Origin of the sequence: Frondihabitans sucicola, from assembly GCF_030296615.1 — a bacterium.
Classification (GTDB): Bacteria; Actinomycetota; Actinomycetes; order Actinomycetales; family Microbacteriaceae; genus Frondihabitans; species Frondihabitans sucicola.
The window spans coordinates 2,104,032-2,120,489 of sequence record NZ_AP027732.1; the positions used below are offsets into that span (position 1 = coordinate 2,104,032).

The 16,458-nt window shown below is 69.3% G+C and carries 15 protein-coding genes and 1 pseudogene; 7 read left to right on the forward strand and 9 right to left on the reverse strand.

Annotated elements, in window-relative coordinates:
- Positions 1 to 16: 16 nt before the first annotated feature.
- The 6 genes and pseudogenes from QUE79_RS10860 to QUE79_RS26160 form a co-directional block, all read right to left on the reverse strand.
- Entirely contained in the window at positions 17 to 1,597 is a 1,581-nt protein-coding gene (locus QUE79_RS10860; RefSeq protein ID WP_286346659.1) for a dipeptide ABC transporter ATP-binding protein, read from the reverse strand.
- Positions 1,598 to 1,628: 31 nt separating this feature from the next.
- Positions 1,629 to 2,480 (reverse strand): ABC transporter permease, encoded by an 852-nt coding sequence (locus QUE79_RS10865; RefSeq protein ID WP_434011054.1) that lies wholly within the window; start codon positions 2,478 to 2,480, stop codon positions 1,629 to 1,631.
- 91 nt (positions 2,481 to 2,571) lie between these two features.
- Positions 2,572 to 3,057, reverse strand: a pseudogene (locus QUE79_RS25495) (ABC transporter permease); the annotation flags it as partial.
- Positions 2,961 to 3,431, reverse strand: coding sequence for an ABC transporter permease family protein (locus QUE79_RS25500; RefSeq protein ID WP_350271683.1), 471 nt, complete (start codon positions 3,429 to 3,431; stop codon positions 2,961 to 2,963). The gene QUE79_RS25500 and the pseudogene QUE79_RS25495, both read right to left, overlap by 97 nt.
- A 13-nt stretch (positions 3,432 to 3,444) precedes the next feature.
- Positions 3,445 to 4,512 (reverse strand): ABC transporter substrate-binding protein, encoded by a 1,068-nt coding sequence (locus QUE79_RS10875; RefSeq protein ID WP_434011047.1) that lies wholly within the window; start codon positions 4,510 to 4,512, stop codon positions 3,445 to 3,447.
- Positions 4,464 to 5,087, reverse strand: a complete 624-nt coding sequence (locus QUE79_RS26160; RefSeq protein WP_434011048.1) for an ABC transporter substrate-binding protein — start codon at positions 5,085 to 5,087, stop codon at positions 4,464 to 4,466. Before QUE79_RS26160 ends, QUE79_RS10875 begins: the two co-directional genes overlap by 49 nt.
- A gap of 75 nt (positions 5,088 to 5,162) precedes the next feature.
- Between QUE79_RS26160 and QUE79_RS10880 the strand changes: the two genes are divergently transcribed.
- Together QUE79_RS10880 and QUE79_RS10885 are read left to right on the forward strand one after the other, a co-directional pair.
- Entirely contained in the window at positions 5,163 to 5,780 is a 618-nt protein-coding gene (locus tag QUE79_RS10880) for a TetR/AcrR family transcriptional regulator (RefSeq protein ID WP_286346660.1), read from the forward strand.
- Positions 5,781 to 6,004: 224 nt separating this feature from the next.
- Positions 6,005 to 7,792, forward strand: a complete 1,788-nt coding sequence (locus QUE79_RS10885) for a hypothetical protein (RefSeq protein ID WP_286346661.1) — start codon at positions 6,005 to 6,007, stop codon at positions 7,790 to 7,792.
- Between the two features lie 73 nt (positions 7,793 to 7,865).
- Here the strand turns inward: QUE79_RS10885 and QUE79_RS10890 are convergent, their stop codons facing one another.
- A complete protein-coding gene (locus tag QUE79_RS10890) occupies positions 7,866 to 8,798 on the reverse strand; it encodes a cation diffusion facilitator family transporter (RefSeq protein WP_286346694.1) in 933 nt (310 codons plus the stop codon).
- 313 nt (positions 8,799 to 9,111) lie between these two features.
- Here QUE79_RS10890 and QUE79_RS25505 point away from each other — a divergent pair, with 313 nt between their 5' ends.
- From QUE79_RS25505 to ndk, 5 genes are read left to right on the forward strand one after another with little or no spacing between them, the layout of a single operon-like run.
- On the forward strand, positions 9,112 to 10,407 hold the full coding sequence (locus tag QUE79_RS25505; RefSeq protein WP_350271684.1) for a class I tRNA ligase family protein: 1,296 nt from the start codon (positions 9,112 to 9,114) through the stop codon (positions 10,405 to 10,407).
- Positions 10,392 to 12,326, forward strand: a complete 1,935-nt coding sequence (locus tag QUE79_RS25510; protein WP_350271695.1) for a class I tRNA ligase family protein — start codon at positions 10,392 to 10,394, stop codon at positions 12,324 to 12,326. Before QUE79_RS25505 ends, QUE79_RS25510 begins: the two co-directional genes overlap by 16 nt.
- Positions 12,319 to 13,845, forward strand: coding sequence for a bifunctional folylpolyglutamate synthase/dihydrofolate synthase (locus tag QUE79_RS10900; protein ID WP_286343147.1), 1,527 nt, complete (start codon positions 12,319 to 12,321; stop codon positions 13,843 to 13,845). Before QUE79_RS25510 ends, QUE79_RS10900 begins: the two co-directional genes overlap by 8 nt.
- 5 nt (positions 13,846 to 13,850) lie before the next feature.
- Positions 13,851 to 14,273, forward strand: coding sequence for a DUF4233 domain-containing protein (locus QUE79_RS10905; RefSeq protein ID WP_286343148.1), 423 nt, complete (start codon positions 13,851 to 13,853; stop codon positions 14,271 to 14,273).
- A gap of 37 nt (positions 14,274 to 14,310) precedes the next feature.
- A complete protein-coding gene (gene ndk / locus QUE79_RS10910) occupies positions 14,311 to 14,733 on the forward strand; it encodes a nucleoside-diphosphate kinase (protein ID WP_286346695.1) in 423 nt (140 codons plus the stop codon).
- A 93-nt stretch (positions 14,734 to 14,826) separates the two neighbouring features.
- On the opposite strand, the gene QUE79_RS10915 is transcribed toward ndk, so the two are convergent.
- Together QUE79_RS10915 and QUE79_RS10920 are read right to left on the reverse strand one after the other, a co-directional pair.
- Complete coding sequence (locus tag QUE79_RS10915; protein WP_286343149.1) at positions 14,827 to 15,699, reverse strand: DsbA family protein; 873 nt, start codon at positions 15,697 to 15,699, stop codon at positions 14,827 to 14,829.
- A gap of 116 nt (positions 15,700 to 15,815) precedes the next feature.
- Positions 15,816 to 16,457, reverse strand: a complete 642-nt coding sequence (locus QUE79_RS10920) for a vitamin K epoxide reductase family protein (RefSeq protein WP_286343150.1) — start codon at positions 16,455 to 16,457, stop codon at positions 15,816 to 15,818.
- Position 16,458: the final 1 nt, after the last annotated feature.

The window sequence follows — 16,458 nt, forward strand, 5'->3', positions numbered from 1 at the left end:
AACGCGTCGCGGCGAACTACGCCTCCGGCAGGGCGGCGGCGAGCAGGGCGCGCGTGTACGGGTGCGTCGGCTCGGTGAAGACCTGCTCCGTGTCGCCGTGCTCGACGATCCTGCCGCCCTGCATCACGGCCACGCGGTCGCTCTGGTGGCGCACGACGTCGAGATCGTGCGAGATGAACAGAGAGGCGAGTCCGCGCCGCCGTTGGAGGTCGTCGAGGAGGTCGAGCACCTGCGCCTGCACGGTCACGTCCAGCGACGACACCGGCTCGTCGCAGATCAGCACGCGTGGCCCGGGCGCGAGGGCTCGTGCGATCGCGACGCGCTGGCGCTGCCCGCCGCTCAGGGTCGCCGGGAAGCGCTCCGCCACGTCGGCCGGCAGATCGACTTCGTCGAGCAGACGAGCGACGTCGGCGGCACGACCGCCGCGCCCGGCACGGCGCCCTGCCCCCAGGGCGTCGTCGAGGATCCTGCCCACCGTCAAGCGGGGGTCGAACGAGCTGAGCGCGTCCTGGTAGATCGCGCCGAGGTCTTTGCGGCGCTGTCGACGCTCACGCTCGGGGAGCGGGTTCCACGGTTCGCCGAGGAGCTCCACGGTGCCGTCGTCGGGCGAATCGAGGCCGAGCAGGATCCGCGCCGTGGTCGTCTTGCCCGACCCCGACGCGCCGACGAGCCCCAGCGTCTCGCCGCCGCGGAGCTCGAGCGACACCCCGTCGACGGCGAGCGTGGCGCCGAATCGGCGGGTCAGGCCCTCTGCACGCAACAGGGGGTGCGACGTCAGGAGAATCTCGTCATCCGGTGCGGGCACCGGGGAGGACTCACGGGTTTCCCCTGATCTGTCGACTGCCGACAGGCGCGAGCCGCGCGGCTTGCCCGCGGGCAGCGCCGCGACCAACCGCCGCGTGTAGTCCTGCTCGGGCGTGTCCAGGATCTGCGCGACCGTGCCCTGCTCGACGACCCTCCCACCGCGCATCACGAGCACCCGGTCGGCCAGCCGTCGCACGGCGCCGAGGTCGTGGCTGATGGCGAGCACGGCCGTCCCGTCGTCTCGCAGGGCCGCCAGCCGGTCGATGACCACGCGCTGGACCTCCGCGTCGAGGGCCGTCGTCGGCTCGTCGGCGATGATCAGCCCCGGGTTCGCGACCAGGGCCGCCGCGATGAGGGCCCGCTGACGGAGCCCGCCCGAGAGTTCACCGGACCGCTGTGCCCTCCGGGCCGCAGGATCGGGCATACCCACCTGCGCGAGGACCTCCAGCACGCGTGCACGACGCTCACGGGCGGTGAGCTTCGTGTGCAGGCGCAGCACGTCGTCGATCTCGCGGCCGATCGGGCGAAGCGGGTCGAGGGAGACGAGGGCATCCTGCAGGATCAGGCCGAGCCGCGCACCGCGCAGGCGCCGAAGGGCCCGCTCCGAGAGCCCGAGCAGAGACGCGCCGTCGAGCTCGAGGCGATCTGCGGTGACCGTGCCGCCGGTGAGCCCGAGGAGTGCGCGCGCGGTGACGCTCTTGCCTGAGCCCGACTCGCCGACGAGCGCGACGCACTCGCCGGGGGCCAGGGTGAACGAGACGTCGTCGACGACGCCTACCCCGCCGAACGCCACGCGGAGCCCTCGACCGCGAGCCCAGTGGAGTTCATCGCCGACCTCGGCGCGACAGGCGGCGGCCGAGCACCGTCGTCGAGGCGGCGGTCGCGACGATGGCGAGGCCCGGGAAGACCGTCATCCACCACGCCACCGAGAGGTACGTTCGGCCGGCCTCCAGCATGGCACCCCACTCGGGCGCGGGTGGTGGGGAGCCGAGGCCGAGATAGCTCAGCGACGAGGCCCAGACGACCGCCTGCCCGACGCCGAGGGTCGCCAGGACCAGGACGGGGGCCAGCGCGTTGGGCAGGACGTGCCGAGTCAGGACGAAGGACGGCGAGCGCCCCAGGACCCGCGCCGCCTCGACCATCTCGGACGACCGAACGCGCCGGATCTGCGTGCGGAAGATCCGCGCGTAACCCGGAGCCGTCGCGAGCCCGACGGCGAGGGTCGCCGGGATCGGCCCCGGGCCGGTGAATGCGATGATCACGAGGGCGAGGAGGAGCCCCGGCAGGGCGAAGAGGACCTCGAGCAGCCGCGAGACGGCGGCGTCGGTCGCGCGAGAGCCGATCCCCGCGGCGACACCGAGGACGAGCCCCAAGGCCGTGCCGATCGCCGTCGCCGCGAGTCCGATCAGCAGCGAGGCCCCGGCACCGTGCACGACGCGCGAGAAGAGGTCGCGCCCCGAGTCGTCGGTGCCGAAGGGGTGCGCGAGAGAGGGCGCCGCGAACGCGTCGGCGGGGGAGATGGCGAGCGGATCGCGCGGGGCGAGCAGGCCGGGCGCCGTGGCGGCCACGACGACGAGCAGCAGGATCACGGCGGCGACGGTCTCGGCTGCGGTCAGTGGCCGGCGACGCTTCCGGCTGCGCCGCGGGAGAGTGACCGTGCTCGGCAGCTCGGGCAGGACGGTCACGACGCCGCCGCCCGGGTGCCTCGGGGTCCACCAGGCGTTCCGCCAGATCGCCGAGCGCGACCACGACGACGTACGCGAGCGCCGAGACCAGGGCGACGCCGGTGACGAGCGGGATGTCGCGCAGCGTCACGGCGTCGAGCAGGGTGCGTCCGAGGCCGGGGCGCGCGAAGACCGACTCGACGACGACGGCACCGCTCAGGAGGGAGCCGAAGGCCCATCCCGACAGGGCCAGTCCGGGCAGGGCGGCGTGCCGCAGCAGGTGCCGGCCGAAGACGCCGGAGGGCCCTTCGCCGCGAGCCCGCGCCGAGAGGGCGAACGGCGCCGACGCCGCGTCGAGCAGCGATTCGCGGGTCACCTGGCCGAGGAAACCCGCCACCGGCACCGCCAGGGTGACGACCGGAAGCACCAGCCCGGCGGGAGTTCCCGAGCTCACCGGCGGGAACCAGTCGAGCTGCACGGCGAAGACGACGATCAGGATGCTCGCGAGCAGGAAGTGGGGAACGGCCGAGGCGACGACTTCGAGGGCCGAAGCGAGGAGTTCGCGATCCTGCCGCCGCCGGAACTCCACCAGGCCACGGCGATCGCGAGCAGCCAGGCGACCACCAGCGAGACCGCTGCCAGCAGCATCGTCGGCGGCAGCTGGGCCCCGAGCACAGACGCGACGCTCTGCTTGAGCGAGTACGACGTGCCGAGGTTTCCGGTGGCGAGGCGCCCCAGCTGCTGGCCGTACTGCACGACGAGCGGCTGGTCGAGGCCGTACTGCTCGCGGACCAGCGCCAGGGCCGCCGCGCTGGCCTGCGATCCGGGGCCGCCCAGGATCGCCTCCGCCGGATCACCGGGCACCAGCCGGATCGCGAAGAAGATCAGCGTCGCCACGGCCCAGAGCACGATGACCGCGCCCACGACCCGGCCGGCCAGCCAGCGGAGAGCGGCGAGTGTCATGCCCTGAAGGATGTCACTTCGACAGCCACGTGTCGTAGAGCGTCGGCGTCGACACGGTCGGCGTCGCTCGCAGCCCGTGCACCGAGGTCCGGTACAGGTAGTGGTTCTGCTGGTCGTAGAGCGGCAGGACGTAGTAGCCGGCAAGCACGATCTTCTGCGCCTGGTCGTAGAGGTCCTTGCGTTTCGACTGGTTCGACTCCTCGCCCGCCTGCTTCAGGAGCGCGTCGAGCTTCGGGTCGTTCACCTGCGCGTTGTTGGCGAAGTAGCCGGACGGCGCGGGCTTGATGCTCGAGGAGTCGTAGAGGATGTCGAGGACGCCCGGGCCGACCTTCGTGTACGGCGCGCTCACGATCTCGTACTTATGGGCGGCGAGGGCGCCGTACCAGCTCGACAGGTCGAGCTGCGAGATCTCGACGTCGAAGCCGAGGGTCTTGGCCTCCGCCTGGATCTGCTCGAAGAGGGAACGCTCGGCGGGGATCGACTGGTTGGTGCTCACCGGGAAGCGGACGGTGAGGCGCTTGCCGTCTTTGGTGCGGTAGCCGCTCGAGTCGCGTGTCGTCCAGCCGGCCTCATTCAGGAGGTCGTTCGAGCGCTTCTTGTCGATCGAGAAGAGGCTCTTGTCGCTGTAGCCGTCTTTCTCGATGCTGGAGAGCAGGGAGTACGACCGCTTGGCGGTACCGAAGAACAGGCTCGTGATCCCCGCGTTGACGTCGACACCCGTGATGAAGGCCTCGCGGACGCGTTCGTCGTTGAACGGCGCCTGCGAGGAGTTGAGTTCGAGCCGGTCCGAGGCGCCGGGCCTCGGGGCGTCGATGGCTTTGAGCTGGCTGCTCTTCGCCGCGGCGACGAGAGTGTCGGGCTGCGCGTTGTCGATCACGTCGACCTGCCCGGCCTGGAGTGCGGCGTAGCGCGACGCCGAGTCGGGGATGAAGCGCCAGGTGATCTTCGACAGGTAAGCGGTGCCCTTGTGAGCGGCGTCCTGCGGAGGCGAGGTGTATTTCGTGTTGCGCACCATCGTGATGGCGCTCTGCTTCACCCACTTGGTGACCTTGAACGGCCCGGTGCCGACGGGGACTCGCAATTCACGGCCTGGCTGCGCTTCAGCGCCGTGGGCGACTCGATCGCGAGCCAGGGCATCGACAGGGAATCGAGCAGCGACGAGTCGGGGCTCGACAGGTCGATCTTCACGGTGTGGGCGTCGACGGCCTCGGCCTTCGTCACCTTGCCGAGCGCGAGGTACCCGGTGGACGAGAGCGTCGCGGGGTCTTTCACGTGGTCGATGTTCGCGACGACGGCCGACGCGTCGAACGGCGTTCCGTCGGTGAACGTGACGCCCTTCTTCAGCGTGAAGGTCCAGCTGAGGCCGTCGGCGGCCTGCTTCCACGAGGTTGCGAGCCACGGGATGACGTCGCCACGGACGTTCTTCGAGACGAGCTCCTCCAGATACTGCGATGCGACCAGAGCCTGCGGGTAGTTGCCTCCGACGTGCGGGTCGAGGCAGGTCGGCTCGGCGTCGCCGGAGGCGTAGGTCACGGTTCCGCCGCGCTGCGGCGACGCACTGTCGCCGCCGTTCGAACGGGACCCGGACGTGCATCCGGAGAGGACGAGGGCGGACGCGACGGCGAGGCCGAGGACAGCGAGAAGCGGGGTGCGCATGAGGCTCCGAGGGAGGGGATGTTTTTGGACCCGGTACAATAACGAGCCTGACGAGTCTAGCGGGAGAATGCTGACGTGACATCCACTTCCAGCAGAGCGGGCAGGCCCCGGCGCTCGTCCGCCGAGATCCTGGCCGACGCCGCCTCCGAGCTCTTTCTCGAGAACGGCTACTCGGGCACCACCGTCGACCAGATCGCTCAGCGGGCCGGCGTCAGCCGGGCCACCTTCTTCAACTACTTCCAGGGAAAGGCCGATCTGCTGTGGCTCGACCTGGATCGCAGCCTGGAGCTTCTGCCCGAGGCGCTGCGTCACGTGGCCGCGGAGCCGGGCGGCCGTGATCCTGCGTCGCTCGTCGCGGCCGCTCTGACAGCGGTGGCCGATGCGCACGACGACGCCCGCGTGCCCTGGGCGCTCTCGCAGGGCGAAGCGATGCGCATCGGTGACGACCTCACCGCGTCCGCGGCCAGCAGGTTCGTCGCGCAGCAGACGCGCGTCGCGGCGTACGTCGCCGAGTGCCGCGGAGAGCGGCACGACGCCCCGTGGCCCCAGGTGGTCGCCGCGGCGCTCCTCGCGGCTGCGGGCGCCGCGACCGTGGCCTGGGCGCGCGCCGGAATCGGCCGCGGTCGCCTCGCGGACTACGTGGGGCCCGCCGTCGATCCGGTGGCGCGCGGCCTGGCTTCTTCCGTGCAGTAGATCGTCGCGTCGGTCGCGCGTCCGATCGTCGCGTCGGCCTGTCCCTCGGGCGAGGATCCCGAGGCGCCCGAATCGCCCCGATCGGGGGCCGCGGGCGCATGGTCTCGGGCCCGCGGCGATGCTAGCGTCATCGGACCACCCGAGATCACCGGGTGGATTCCTCGCTCGGGGGTGGGTCGGAGCGCTGGACAACCCGAAGACTCACGCCGAAAGACCGTTCACCTGTGAAGAACTCTGCCTTGCGTCGGGCCCTCGTGGTTCCGGCCGTACTCTTGCTGGGTCTGGGCGGCACCGCCCTCGTCGCGACGCCCGCTTTCGCGGCGCCTGCGGCGACTCCCGCGCCGATCGCCACGCCCGGCCCGACCGGAGCGCCCGCGGTTGCGCCGACCGCGAAGCCCACCGCCACTCCGAGCCCGACGGACGCGCCCACTCCCCAGCCCGCGGTCAGGGCTGCTGAGCCGCGCGACCTCACGATCACGTCGCCGAACCTCACCTCGGGCAGCGTCACCATTAGGGGAACGCGGACTCTCACTCTCAAGGGCACGGCCCCGGCCGGTTCGACGCTCGAGCTCGCCGACGAGTGGAACGGGACCCGTCTCACCACCGTCCACACGACGGGCACCACGTTCACCCTCTCGTACACGTTCGCCGATGACGCGCCCTACGACCAGTGGCTCGAGGTCACCGGCACCCACGGCACGACCGTGCTCAGCGAGTACGACTTCGACGCCGTCTTCGACCACGACACGAGCGCGACTCCGACTCTCGACACGCCCGTCGACGGCACGACGTTCGAGACCGCCCCGCTGCCCCTCGGCCTCTCGACGCTGGCCAAGCCCGTGACCTTCTCGGGCACCGGAACCCCGGGCGACGACATCACGCTCTCGTTCTCGACCCCTGGATCGACGCCCGACCCGGACGCCTTCGGCCTCGACGACTTCGGCGGGTTCCAAGCCGACGAGATCGTCGTCGACGACGACAACTCGTGGACCGGCAGCGCGTACGTCTTCTACGGCGACGTCTCCGTCTCCGCCTCGCAGGTGCAGCTCGGCGGGAAGGACTCCGACCAGGAGGTCACGCAGGAGTCCGACCTCACCGACCCGATCGACATCACGATGAAGGCCCCGAAGGGAACCGTGCTGCCTCCGGAGATCACGAAGCCGGCCTACCCGGTCGACGACTCCTTCGGCTTCTCGATCGGTGCCGGTGTGACGCAGTCGTCCTCGACGACCGCGGGCTCAGCGACGTCCTTCGAGAACAGCTCGCGCGTCGCCGCCCGGCTCCTCGGCCGCACGACGGCCACCTCGGCGAACCCGGCGGCGTCCGGCCTGGTGCACACCAACGAGCTCCGCGCCAGGGTGCAGGCCAAGGCCGCTCCGAGCGACGACGCCGTCGTGGCGACCGACGACTCCGACGACGGCGACATCACTGACGATCAGGCCGTGAAGCTGTACGGGATCCAGGTGAAGGGCACCGCCAGCGCGGACGCCCCCGGCTCCCTGACGACGACGGTCTCCGGCACCGGCACGCCCGGCGACGGCGTCGTCCTGTACCTCGACAGCCCGACGGCCTCGCAGGCCTACTTCGAGAAGCTCTACCCGAAGCTCTTCGCAGGGCTCTCCGCCGAACCGACCGACGACTCCGTGCTCTTCCCGGGGCTGTCCGACGACCCCGGAACCGTCGCCTCGCTGCTCCCGGCCGACGACCACAGCATCACGGTCGGCGCCGACGGCACGTGGACGACGACGGTGACGCTCAAGCCCGGCCCGTACTACTTCGCGGCGTTCCAGACCTCGACGGTCGGCGCGGCGAAGCCGGTGTACTCGGTGGCGAGCGGTCTCCTGCCCGTCAACCTGACGGGCACGCCGCTCGCCGCCGCGACGGTCGACCCTGCGAACCAGCTGGCCTTCACCGGTTCGAACTCGGGCCCGGCGCTCGCGCTCGGTCTCTCCGTCCTCGCAGCCGGAGGCGCACTCCTGGTGATCGCCCGCCGTCGCCGCCCGACCGTGTAGCGCTCGACGAGACGGCGCAGACGGCTCCGCCCACCGGTTCTCACCGGTGGGCGAAGCCGTCTGCCGTCACACCTCAGCCGAGAGCGTCCGGTTTCACGTCGGAGTGCGTCGGGGCGAGGCTCACCTCGTCGGGCGTCGACAGGGTGAGCACGGCCTCCTCGACCAGGTCGTTCTCCTCGATCTCCCGCTCGACCCGGCGCAGGGCGACCGCGACATGCTCCTCGTCCGCGTTGCCCTGCATGTCGACGGCCGCGACGAGATAGATGCGCCCCGGCCCGACGAACTCGGTGTGCAGGTACGTGACGCGGGCGATGTCGTCGCGCGCGAGCAGTCGGCGAAGCACCGTCGACTCCACCTCGTCGGAGGGGCTCTCGCCGATGAGGAACCTCCGGTTGCGGTCGATGAGCACCAGCGCCACCAGGGCGAGCAGGATCCCGACCAGGATCGACCCGATCGCATCGAACACGGCGAGACCGGTGATCTCGTGCAGCAGGATCCCGAGGAAGGCGATGACGAGGCCGACGAGAGCCGCGCTGTCTTCCGCGAAGACCGCGCGAAGCGTCGAGTTCGACGAGCCGAGCACCGACTTGAGGAGCGGGATCCTGCGTTTCTTCGCTGTTCCGCGCGCCTGTCGGAACGCCTGCAGGAACGAGGTCCCCTCGAGCACGAACGACAGGGCGAGGACGATGTAGTTGACCAGGTAGTCGGTGTCTTCGGCGGTCGAGGAGAGCTCCTGGATGCCGTGGTAGATCGACACCACCGCACCGACGGTGAACAGCCCGAAGGCGGCGAACATCGACCACACGTAGGTCTCTTTGCCGTAGCCGAGCGGGTGGTCGGTGTCGCGCGTGCGGTTGCCCCGGCGGTCGGCGACGAACAGGAAGATCTCGTTCCCGGTGTCCGCCCACGAGTGCGCCGACTCGGCGACCATCGACGCCGAACCGGTCAGGAAGGCCGCGATCGTCTTCGCGAGGGCGACGAGGAGGTTAGCGCTGAAGGCGACGATGACGGTGAGCGAGCTCTCGGGTTTGGCGGGAGCTGCGGGGAGTCAGACGTCATGACTCCAGTCTGCTCCACGCCGGTTAGGATGGGGACTGCATCGATCCGGCCATCACCGGGGAGCACCCGGAAGAACGCAGTCGCCCCCGCGGGTGATCGCCAGTAGAACCGGGCGGGGCAGGCCCGACACAGCCGCAGAAGAAGAGAGGTCCTCCGGCAACGAGGGAGGACAAGCGGGGTGGTACCGCGACTCCCGAAGACATTCGGTGGCCGTCCTCGTGCAAGAAGCGTGCGATAGCGGCACCTGCACTGGAGAACTGATGGTCACTCGAAGCGTTCCCGCCTCACCGAATTTTCCCGACGTCGAGACGGGCATCCTCGCGTTCTGGAGGGGCGACGACACCTTCCGCGAGTCGATCCGCAACCGCGAGGGCTGCGACGAGTGGGTCTTCTACGACGGCCCGCCCTTCGCGAACGGCCTGCCGCACTACGGTCATCTGCTGACCGGCTACGCCAAAGACGTCTTCCCGCGCTTCCAGACGATGCGGGGCAAGCAGGTGCACCGCCGCTTCGGCTGGGACACCCACGGCCTTCCCGCCGAGCTCGAGGCGATGCGCCAGCTCGGCATCACCGAGAAGCACGAGATCGACGACATGGGCATCGCCGAGTTCAACGCGGCGGCCCGGAAGTCGGTGCTGGAGTACACCGGCGAGTGGCAGGAGTACGTCACCCGCCAGGCGCGCTGGGTCGACTTCGAGAACGACTACAAGACGCTCGACACGACCTTCATGGAGAGCGTCCTCTGGGCCTTCAAGACGCTCTACGACAAGGGCCTCGCCTACGAGGGGTTCCGCGTGCTGCCCTACTGCTGGCACGACGAGACACCGCTGTCGAACCATGAGCTCCGCATGGACGACGACGTCTACAAGATGCGCCAAGACCAGACGGTGACCGTCACCTTCCCGCTCGACGGGGCGAAGGCCGAGGCGCTCGGCCTCACCGCCGTCAAGGCGCTGGCCTGGACGACGACGCCGTGGACCCTTCCGACGAACCTCGCGCTCGCCGTCGGACCCGACATCGAGTACTCCGTCGTGCCGTCCGGCCCGCTCGGCGCCTCGGACGGCTCCGAAGAGGGCGTCGCGTCGTACCTGCTGGCCACCGACACCCTCGCGGCCTACGCGAAAGACCTGGGCTACGCCGATCCTGCCGAGGCTCTTGCCGCGGTGACCTCGACGATCACAGGCCGCGAGCTGGAGGGCGTCGAGTACGCCCGCCTCTGGGACCACTACGCCGACACCGAGAAGTGGGGCACCGAGAACGCCTGGCGCCTGCTCGTCGCCGAGTACGTCGCCACCGGCGAGGGCACCGGCATCGTGCACCAGGCTCCCGCCTACGGCGAGGACGACCAACTGGTCTGCGCCGCGGCCGGCATCCCGGTGCTGATCTCCGTCGACGACGGCGGCCGGTTCCTGCCGATGTTCGGAGACGTCGCCGGCCTGCAGGTCTTCGACGCCAACAAGCCGCTCACGCAGAAGCTCCGCGACGACGGACGCCTCCTGCGCCAGGCGAGCTACGAGCACAGCTACCCGCACTGCTGGCGCTGCCGGAACCCCTGATCTACAAGGCCGTGTCGAGCTGGTTCGTCCGCGTCACCGAGTACCGCGACCGCATGGTCGAGCTGAACCAGGAGATCACCTGGGTCCCCGAGAACGTGAAGGACGGCCAGTTCGGCAAGTGGGTCCAGAACGCCCGCGACTGGTCTGTCTCGCGCAACCGGTACTGGGGATCGCCGATCCCGGTCTGGCGGAGCGACGACCCCGAGTACCCGCGTGTCGACGTGTACGGCTCCCTGGCCGAACTCGAGCGTGACTTCGGCCGCCTCCCCGTGAACGCCGACGGCGAGACCGACCTGCATCGCCCGTTCATCGACGAGCTCACACGCCCGAACCCGGACGACCCGACCGGGCGCTCGACCATGAAGCGGATCGAAGACGTGTTCGACGTCTGGTTCGACTCCGGGTCGATGCCGTTCGCTCAGGTCCACTACCCGTTCGAGAACGAGGAGTGGTTCGACAGTCACAGCCCCGCCGACTTCATCGTCGAGTACATCGGTCAGACACGCGGCTGGTTCTATGTGATGCACGCCCTCTCGACGCCGCTCTTCGACCGGCCGGCCTTCTCGAACGTCATCAGTCACGGCATCGTCCTGGGCTCCGACGGCCAGAAGATGTCGAAGAGCCTGCGTAACTACCCGAACGTCAACGAGGTCTTCGACCGCGACGGCGCCGACGCGATGCGCTGGTTCCTGATGTCGTCCAGCGTGATCCGCGGCGGCAATCTCATCGTCACCGAGGAGGGTATCCGCGAGTCGGTGCGCCAGTTCCTGCTGCCTCTGTGGAGCACGTACTACTTCTTCACGCTGTACAGCAAGGGCTACGAGGCCACCTGGCGCACCGACTCGGCCGACGTCCTCGACCGCTACCTGCTCGCCAGGACGCGTCAGCTGGTCGACGACGTCGCCGCCGACCTCGAGGCGCTCGACTCGCCGCTCGCCACCGCGAAGCTCCGCGACTTCGCCGACGTGCTGACGAACTGGTACGTCCGTCGGTCGCGCGACCGCTTCTGGGAAGGCTCCGACCGCGACGCCTTCGACACGCTGTACACGGTGCTCGAGACCGTGACGCGCGTCGCAGCGCCGCTGGCGCCGCTCGTCACCGAAGAGGTCTGGCAGGGCCTCACGGGCGGCCGCAGCGTGCACCTGACCGACTGGCCCGACGCGCAGGCCTTCCCGGCCGACGACGCGCTCGTCGACGCCATGGACCGCGTGCGCGACATCGCGTCGTCCGGCCTCGCCCTGCGCAAGGCCACCGGCAACCGGGTGCGGCTGCCGCTCGCCTCGATCACGGTCGTGTCCGCGGATCCTGCCGGCCTGGTTCCGTTCCAGGGCATCCTGCGCGACGAGCTCAACGTGAAAGACGTGACGTTCGCCGAGCTCACCGAGGAGAGCCTCGGAGACTACGGCGTGACCCGCAAGCTGACCGTCAACGCGCGCGCCGCCGGCCCGCGCATCGGCAAGCAGGTCCAGCAGGTCATCCCCGCCTCGAAGAAGGGCGACTGGACCGCGGCGGGCGACAACGTGATCGTCGGCGGCATCGAGCTGCTGCCCGGTGAGTTCTCGCTCGAATTGACCGTGGCCGACGACACCAGCGCCATCGCGTTCGTCGGCGACGGCGGCTTCGTGCTGCTCGATACGGCGACCACGCCCGAGCTCGAGGCGGAGGGTCTGGCCCGCGACGTGATCCGCGCCGTCCAGCAGGCTCGCAAGACAGCCGATCTCGACGTCAGCGACCGGATCCGACTCGCCCTGGGCGTCGACCCCGTGGCCGAGGCCGCCGTCGAGACCCACCGCGACCTCATCATGAGCGAGACGCTCACCACCCACCTCGAGGTGGACCTCGCGACCGAAGCGGCGGCCGACGCCGTCGCGGTCGGCTCCGGGTCCGCCGTGACAGTTCAGGTACAGCGCCATGAGTGACCCCACCGACAACCGGCCCGACAACGACGGCGACGACGACTTCGACCCGGGCGCCCTGCCCGACGTCTTCGGAACCCGTGACGACTTCGGCGACTTCGCCGCGATGGGCGACGACGACGAGCGCGATCGCGACGACCGCGACGACGAGAAGCCGGTCGCCCGAGAAGACCTCTCCGCGGACGCCCTCGCCGCGCGCACGGTCTACGAGGAGCTCTTGAGCAGGATCGGCGAGAACGCCCCTCAGCCGCGCCTCGGGGCGACCCGTCGGGCCGTCGAGCTCCTCGGCGACCCGCACCACAGCTACCCCGTGATCCACATCACCGGCACGAACGGCAAGACGTCGACGAGCCGCATGATCGAGAGCATCCTGCGCGCCTACGGGCTCCGCACCGGCCTCATGACCAGCCCGCACCTCGTCACGGTCAACGAGCGGATCGTCATCGACGGGGCGCCGATCTCCGACGCCGCGCTCGCCGCCAACTGGGCCGACATCCAGCCGTACCTGCTGATGGTCGACACCGAACTGCTGGCCGCAGCCGAAGAGCCCCTCACCTACTTCGAGGCGCTCACGGTGCTGGCGTTCGCGTCGTTCGCCGACGCTCCCGTCGACGTCGTGGTCCTCGAGGTGGGCATGGGCGGTGAATGGGACTCGACGAACGTCGCCGACGGTCAGGTCGCCGTCTTCACTCCGATCGCGCTCGATCACACCAAGCGCCTCGGCTCGACCGTGCAAGAGATCGCGAAGACCAAGTCGGGCATCATCAAGCCCGCGGCCAACGTCGTCTCGGCGAAGCAGGTGCCCGAGGCGCTGACCGAACTGCGGCGCGCCGCCGAGCTCACCGAGTCGACTCTGGTCGTCGAGGGGGAGGGCTTCAGCGTCACCGAGTACGCCGTGGCGGTCGGCGGGCAGCTCATCTCCGTGCGCGGCATCGCCGGCCAGTACGACGATCTCCCGCTTCCGCTGTTCGGCCGCCACCAGGCGGAGAACGCCGCTGTCGCGATCGCCGCCGTCGAGTCGTTCCTCGGCAACGGCAGCCAGACGCTCGACGTCGACATCCTGACGGCAGGGCTCGCCGATGCCTCGTCACCTGGCCGCCTGCAGATCCTGAGCACCGATCCCACGATCCTGGTCGATGCCGCGCACAACCCGCACGGAGCCCACTCGCTGGCGACGGCCCTCGGCGAGTTCTTCGACTTCGACCGCGTCGTCGCCGTGATCGCGATTCTCGCCGACAAAGACGCGGCCGGGATCATCCGGGCGCTCGCCGGCTCGGTGGAGCAGTTCGTCATCACGCAGTCCGACTCCGAGCGCGCCATCGACGCCGACGAGCTCGCAGCCATCGCCGTCGGTCTCGTGGGGCCCGATCGGGTCACCGTCGAGACCAATGTCGTCTCCGCGCTGTCGATCGCTCGCGATCTGGCCGACGAGGCCGAGAAGGGTGCCGTCGTCGTGACGGGCTCCATCACGCTCGTGGGCGAGGTCATCGCCCTCGGCCGCGAGAACGACGAAGAGGAATGAACAGCATGTCCACCGCCGCGCCGCGCACGCGCAGGCCCCGACGTCAGCGTGGCCTGACCGAGAGCCTGCTGTCGATCATGCTGCTGCTCGAGGCCTGCGTCCTGTTCTTCGTGGTCCTCAACGTGGCCGGCGCGCACATCGTCTCCTGGCCCGTCGCGCTGATCGGCGGGGCCGGATTCGTCGTGCTCATGGTCATCGCCGCCCTGGGGCTCGGCAAGCGCTGGGGCGTCGTCCTCGGCTGCGCCATCCAGGTGCTGCTGGCCCTGACCGGGATCCTCGTCGTCCTCATGTACGTCGTCGCAGCCATCTTCATCGCCATCTGGATCTTCTGCCTGTACAAGGGCGTCACGATCGACCGCCGCAACGCGGCGATCCGCGCCTGGATGGACGAGAACCCGGGGCTCGATCCCCGCGACTACCAGTCCTGAACCCCTTCCGAACGACCCTCACCCCCACAAAGGAGCCATCGTGTCCGAACTCGAAGAAACCCTGGTCCTCGTCAAGCCCGACGGCGTCGCCCGCAACCTGACCGGCGAGATCCTGCGCCGCATCGAGGCCAAAGGGTACGGCCTCGTCGACATCAAGCTCGTCGAAGCCGATCGCGCCCTGCTCGCCGCTCACTACGAGGAGCACGCGGGCAAGCCGTTCTACGAGCCGCTCGTCGAGTTCATGGAGTCGGGCCCGATCGTCGCCATCCGCGTCGAGGGCAACGGCGTGATCGCCGGATTCCGCTCCTTGGCCGGCGCCACCGACCCGACGGCCGCCGCGCCCGGCACCATCCGCGGCGACCTCGGCCGCGACTGGGGGCTCAAGGTGCAGCAGAACCTCGTGCACGGAAGCGACTCGGTCGAGAGCGCGACCCGCGAGCTGGGTCTCTGGTTCAGCTGACGCTGACGCCGCACGGTTCGATCCGCGCCTGACGTGAATTCGCCGCCCACCTTCGACGGTGGGCGGCGATTTCGTCTTGTCCAGAAAGACGGGTCAGCTGCTGGCCTGGCTGGCGACGAACGACTGGAAAGCCGTGGCGTCGGTGGGAGCACCGGTGAACTGCTTGCCGTTGACGATCACCGTGGGCGTGCTGCTGAGTTTGCCGATCGTCGAGTTCGGCAGCTTCGAGGAGAGCGCCCTGCTCGTCTCGCTGCTCACGAACGACTCGAACTTCTTGTCGGTGATGCACGACGGGATCTTCGAGTTCGTCGCACCGGCCGCCTTGACCAGGCTGATGAGTTTCTGGTCGGTCAGGCCGTCCGTGCCCTCCGCCGGTTGGTTCTTGTAGAACGAGGCGTTCACGGCGAGGAAGGCGGTCGGCTGGTAGTTCGCCACGCACATGGCGGCGTTGGCCGAGCGAGTCGAATACTTCTTTCCGTTCGACGACCTGTCGAGGATCGCGATCGGGTGCACCTCGAGCGTGACGGCGCCCTTTTCGAGCCATGTCTTGATCTGCGCCTCGTTCGTGGTCTCGAACTGGTTGCAGTACGGGCACTGGTAGTCGATGTAGGTGGTGATGTTGACGGTTTTCGTCAGCTTCTTCTGGTCGGTCGCCTTCGGCGTCCCGCCGGCCTTGACCGCAGCGGTCTTCACCGCGGTGATCTTGCTCGTGGTGGCGTTGCCCTGGAGCAGGATCCCGCCGCTGGCCATGTTCTTGGGGCCGGGAGCCGCCGGTGCGATCGACGAGACGATCACGAGGACGACCACGGCCGCGACGGCGAGGATGCCGACACCGATCCCGCCCTGGATCAGGAACCTGTTGCGGCGGTGCTTGCGGGCAGCCGCCTCGCGCGCGATTCTGGCCTTCTCACGGGCTTCCTCGCGCCGGTCGCGCTTGCTCTGGCCGTTGTCTGGGGGCGGGGTCATTTGTCCTCGGATCTGCTGGGCATCGACTGTCGTCTACGAGCGTAGCCGCGGCCCCGCTCCGGCTGGACCCTACGATGACGTGTCATGGATTTCCTGGGAAGACACCCCGGTGACCTTCAGGATCGCCGCGCCGGGCTTCGTCGGTCGGGATCAGCCGAAGAGGGCCGAGATGAGCAGGGGAAGTGCTTCAGGATGATGATCACGATGATCAGGTAGTTGATCAACACGATCACCCAGGAATAGGGAAGGAACGCGCGCATGCGCCGCTGGAGCGTCGCGTTGCGCGTGACGTGGCCGTTGGCCAGGTTCCACACGGTGAAGATCCAGAACAGCGGGATCGTGGCCGACCACACGAGCATGCACCAGGGGCAGAGCGCGCCGATGGCGAACACGGTCTGGGTGAACAGCCAGGTGACGAACACCCAGGCCAGGAACAGGCCGGCGTTGAAGGCGATCCAGTACCAGCGGGCGAAGCGCGCACCGGCCAGGATCGAGATGCCCACCGCGATCGGGGCAACGAAACCCGCGACGCCGAGGATCGGGTTCGGGAAGCCGAACAGGTGCGACTGCCAGCTGTCGATGACGGTCGAGCAGGACACGAACGGGTTGATGTCGCAGCTCAGAGCCTTCGTCGGGTGCTCGAGCAGATCGTACTTCTCGACCACGAGCTTGAACGAACCGTAGAAGCCGATCACTCCCGCCACAATCAGCAGGACCGCGGTGAGGACAGGCTTCTTACCGGTGGTTTGTAACGACACC

Coding starts and splice junctions, on each gene's coding strand:
- QUE79_RS25500 (WP_350271683.1), bottom strand. CDS start 3,431: ATGACACTCGCCGCTCTCCGCTGGCTGGCCGGCCGGGTCGTGGGCGCG.
- QUE79_RS26160 (WP_434011048.1), bottom strand. CDS start 5,087: ATGCGCACCCCGCTTCTCGCTGTCCTCGGCCTCGCCGTCGCGTCCGCC.
- QUE79_RS25505 (WP_350271684.1), top strand. CDS start 9,112: ATGGTCACTCGAAGCGTTCCCGCCTCACCGAATTTTCCCGACGTCGAG.
- QUE79_RS10900 (WP_286343147.1), top strand. CDS start 12,319: ATGAGTGACCCCACCGACAACCGGCCCGACAACGACGGCGACGACGAC.
- QUE79_RS10905 (WP_286343148.1), top strand. CDS start 13,851: ATGTCCACCGCCGCGCCGCGCACGCGCAGGCCCCGACGTCAGCGTGGC.
- QUE79_RS10915 (WP_286343149.1), bottom strand. CDS start 15,699: ATGACCCCGCCCCCAGACAACGGCCAGAGCAAGCGCGACCGGCGCGAG.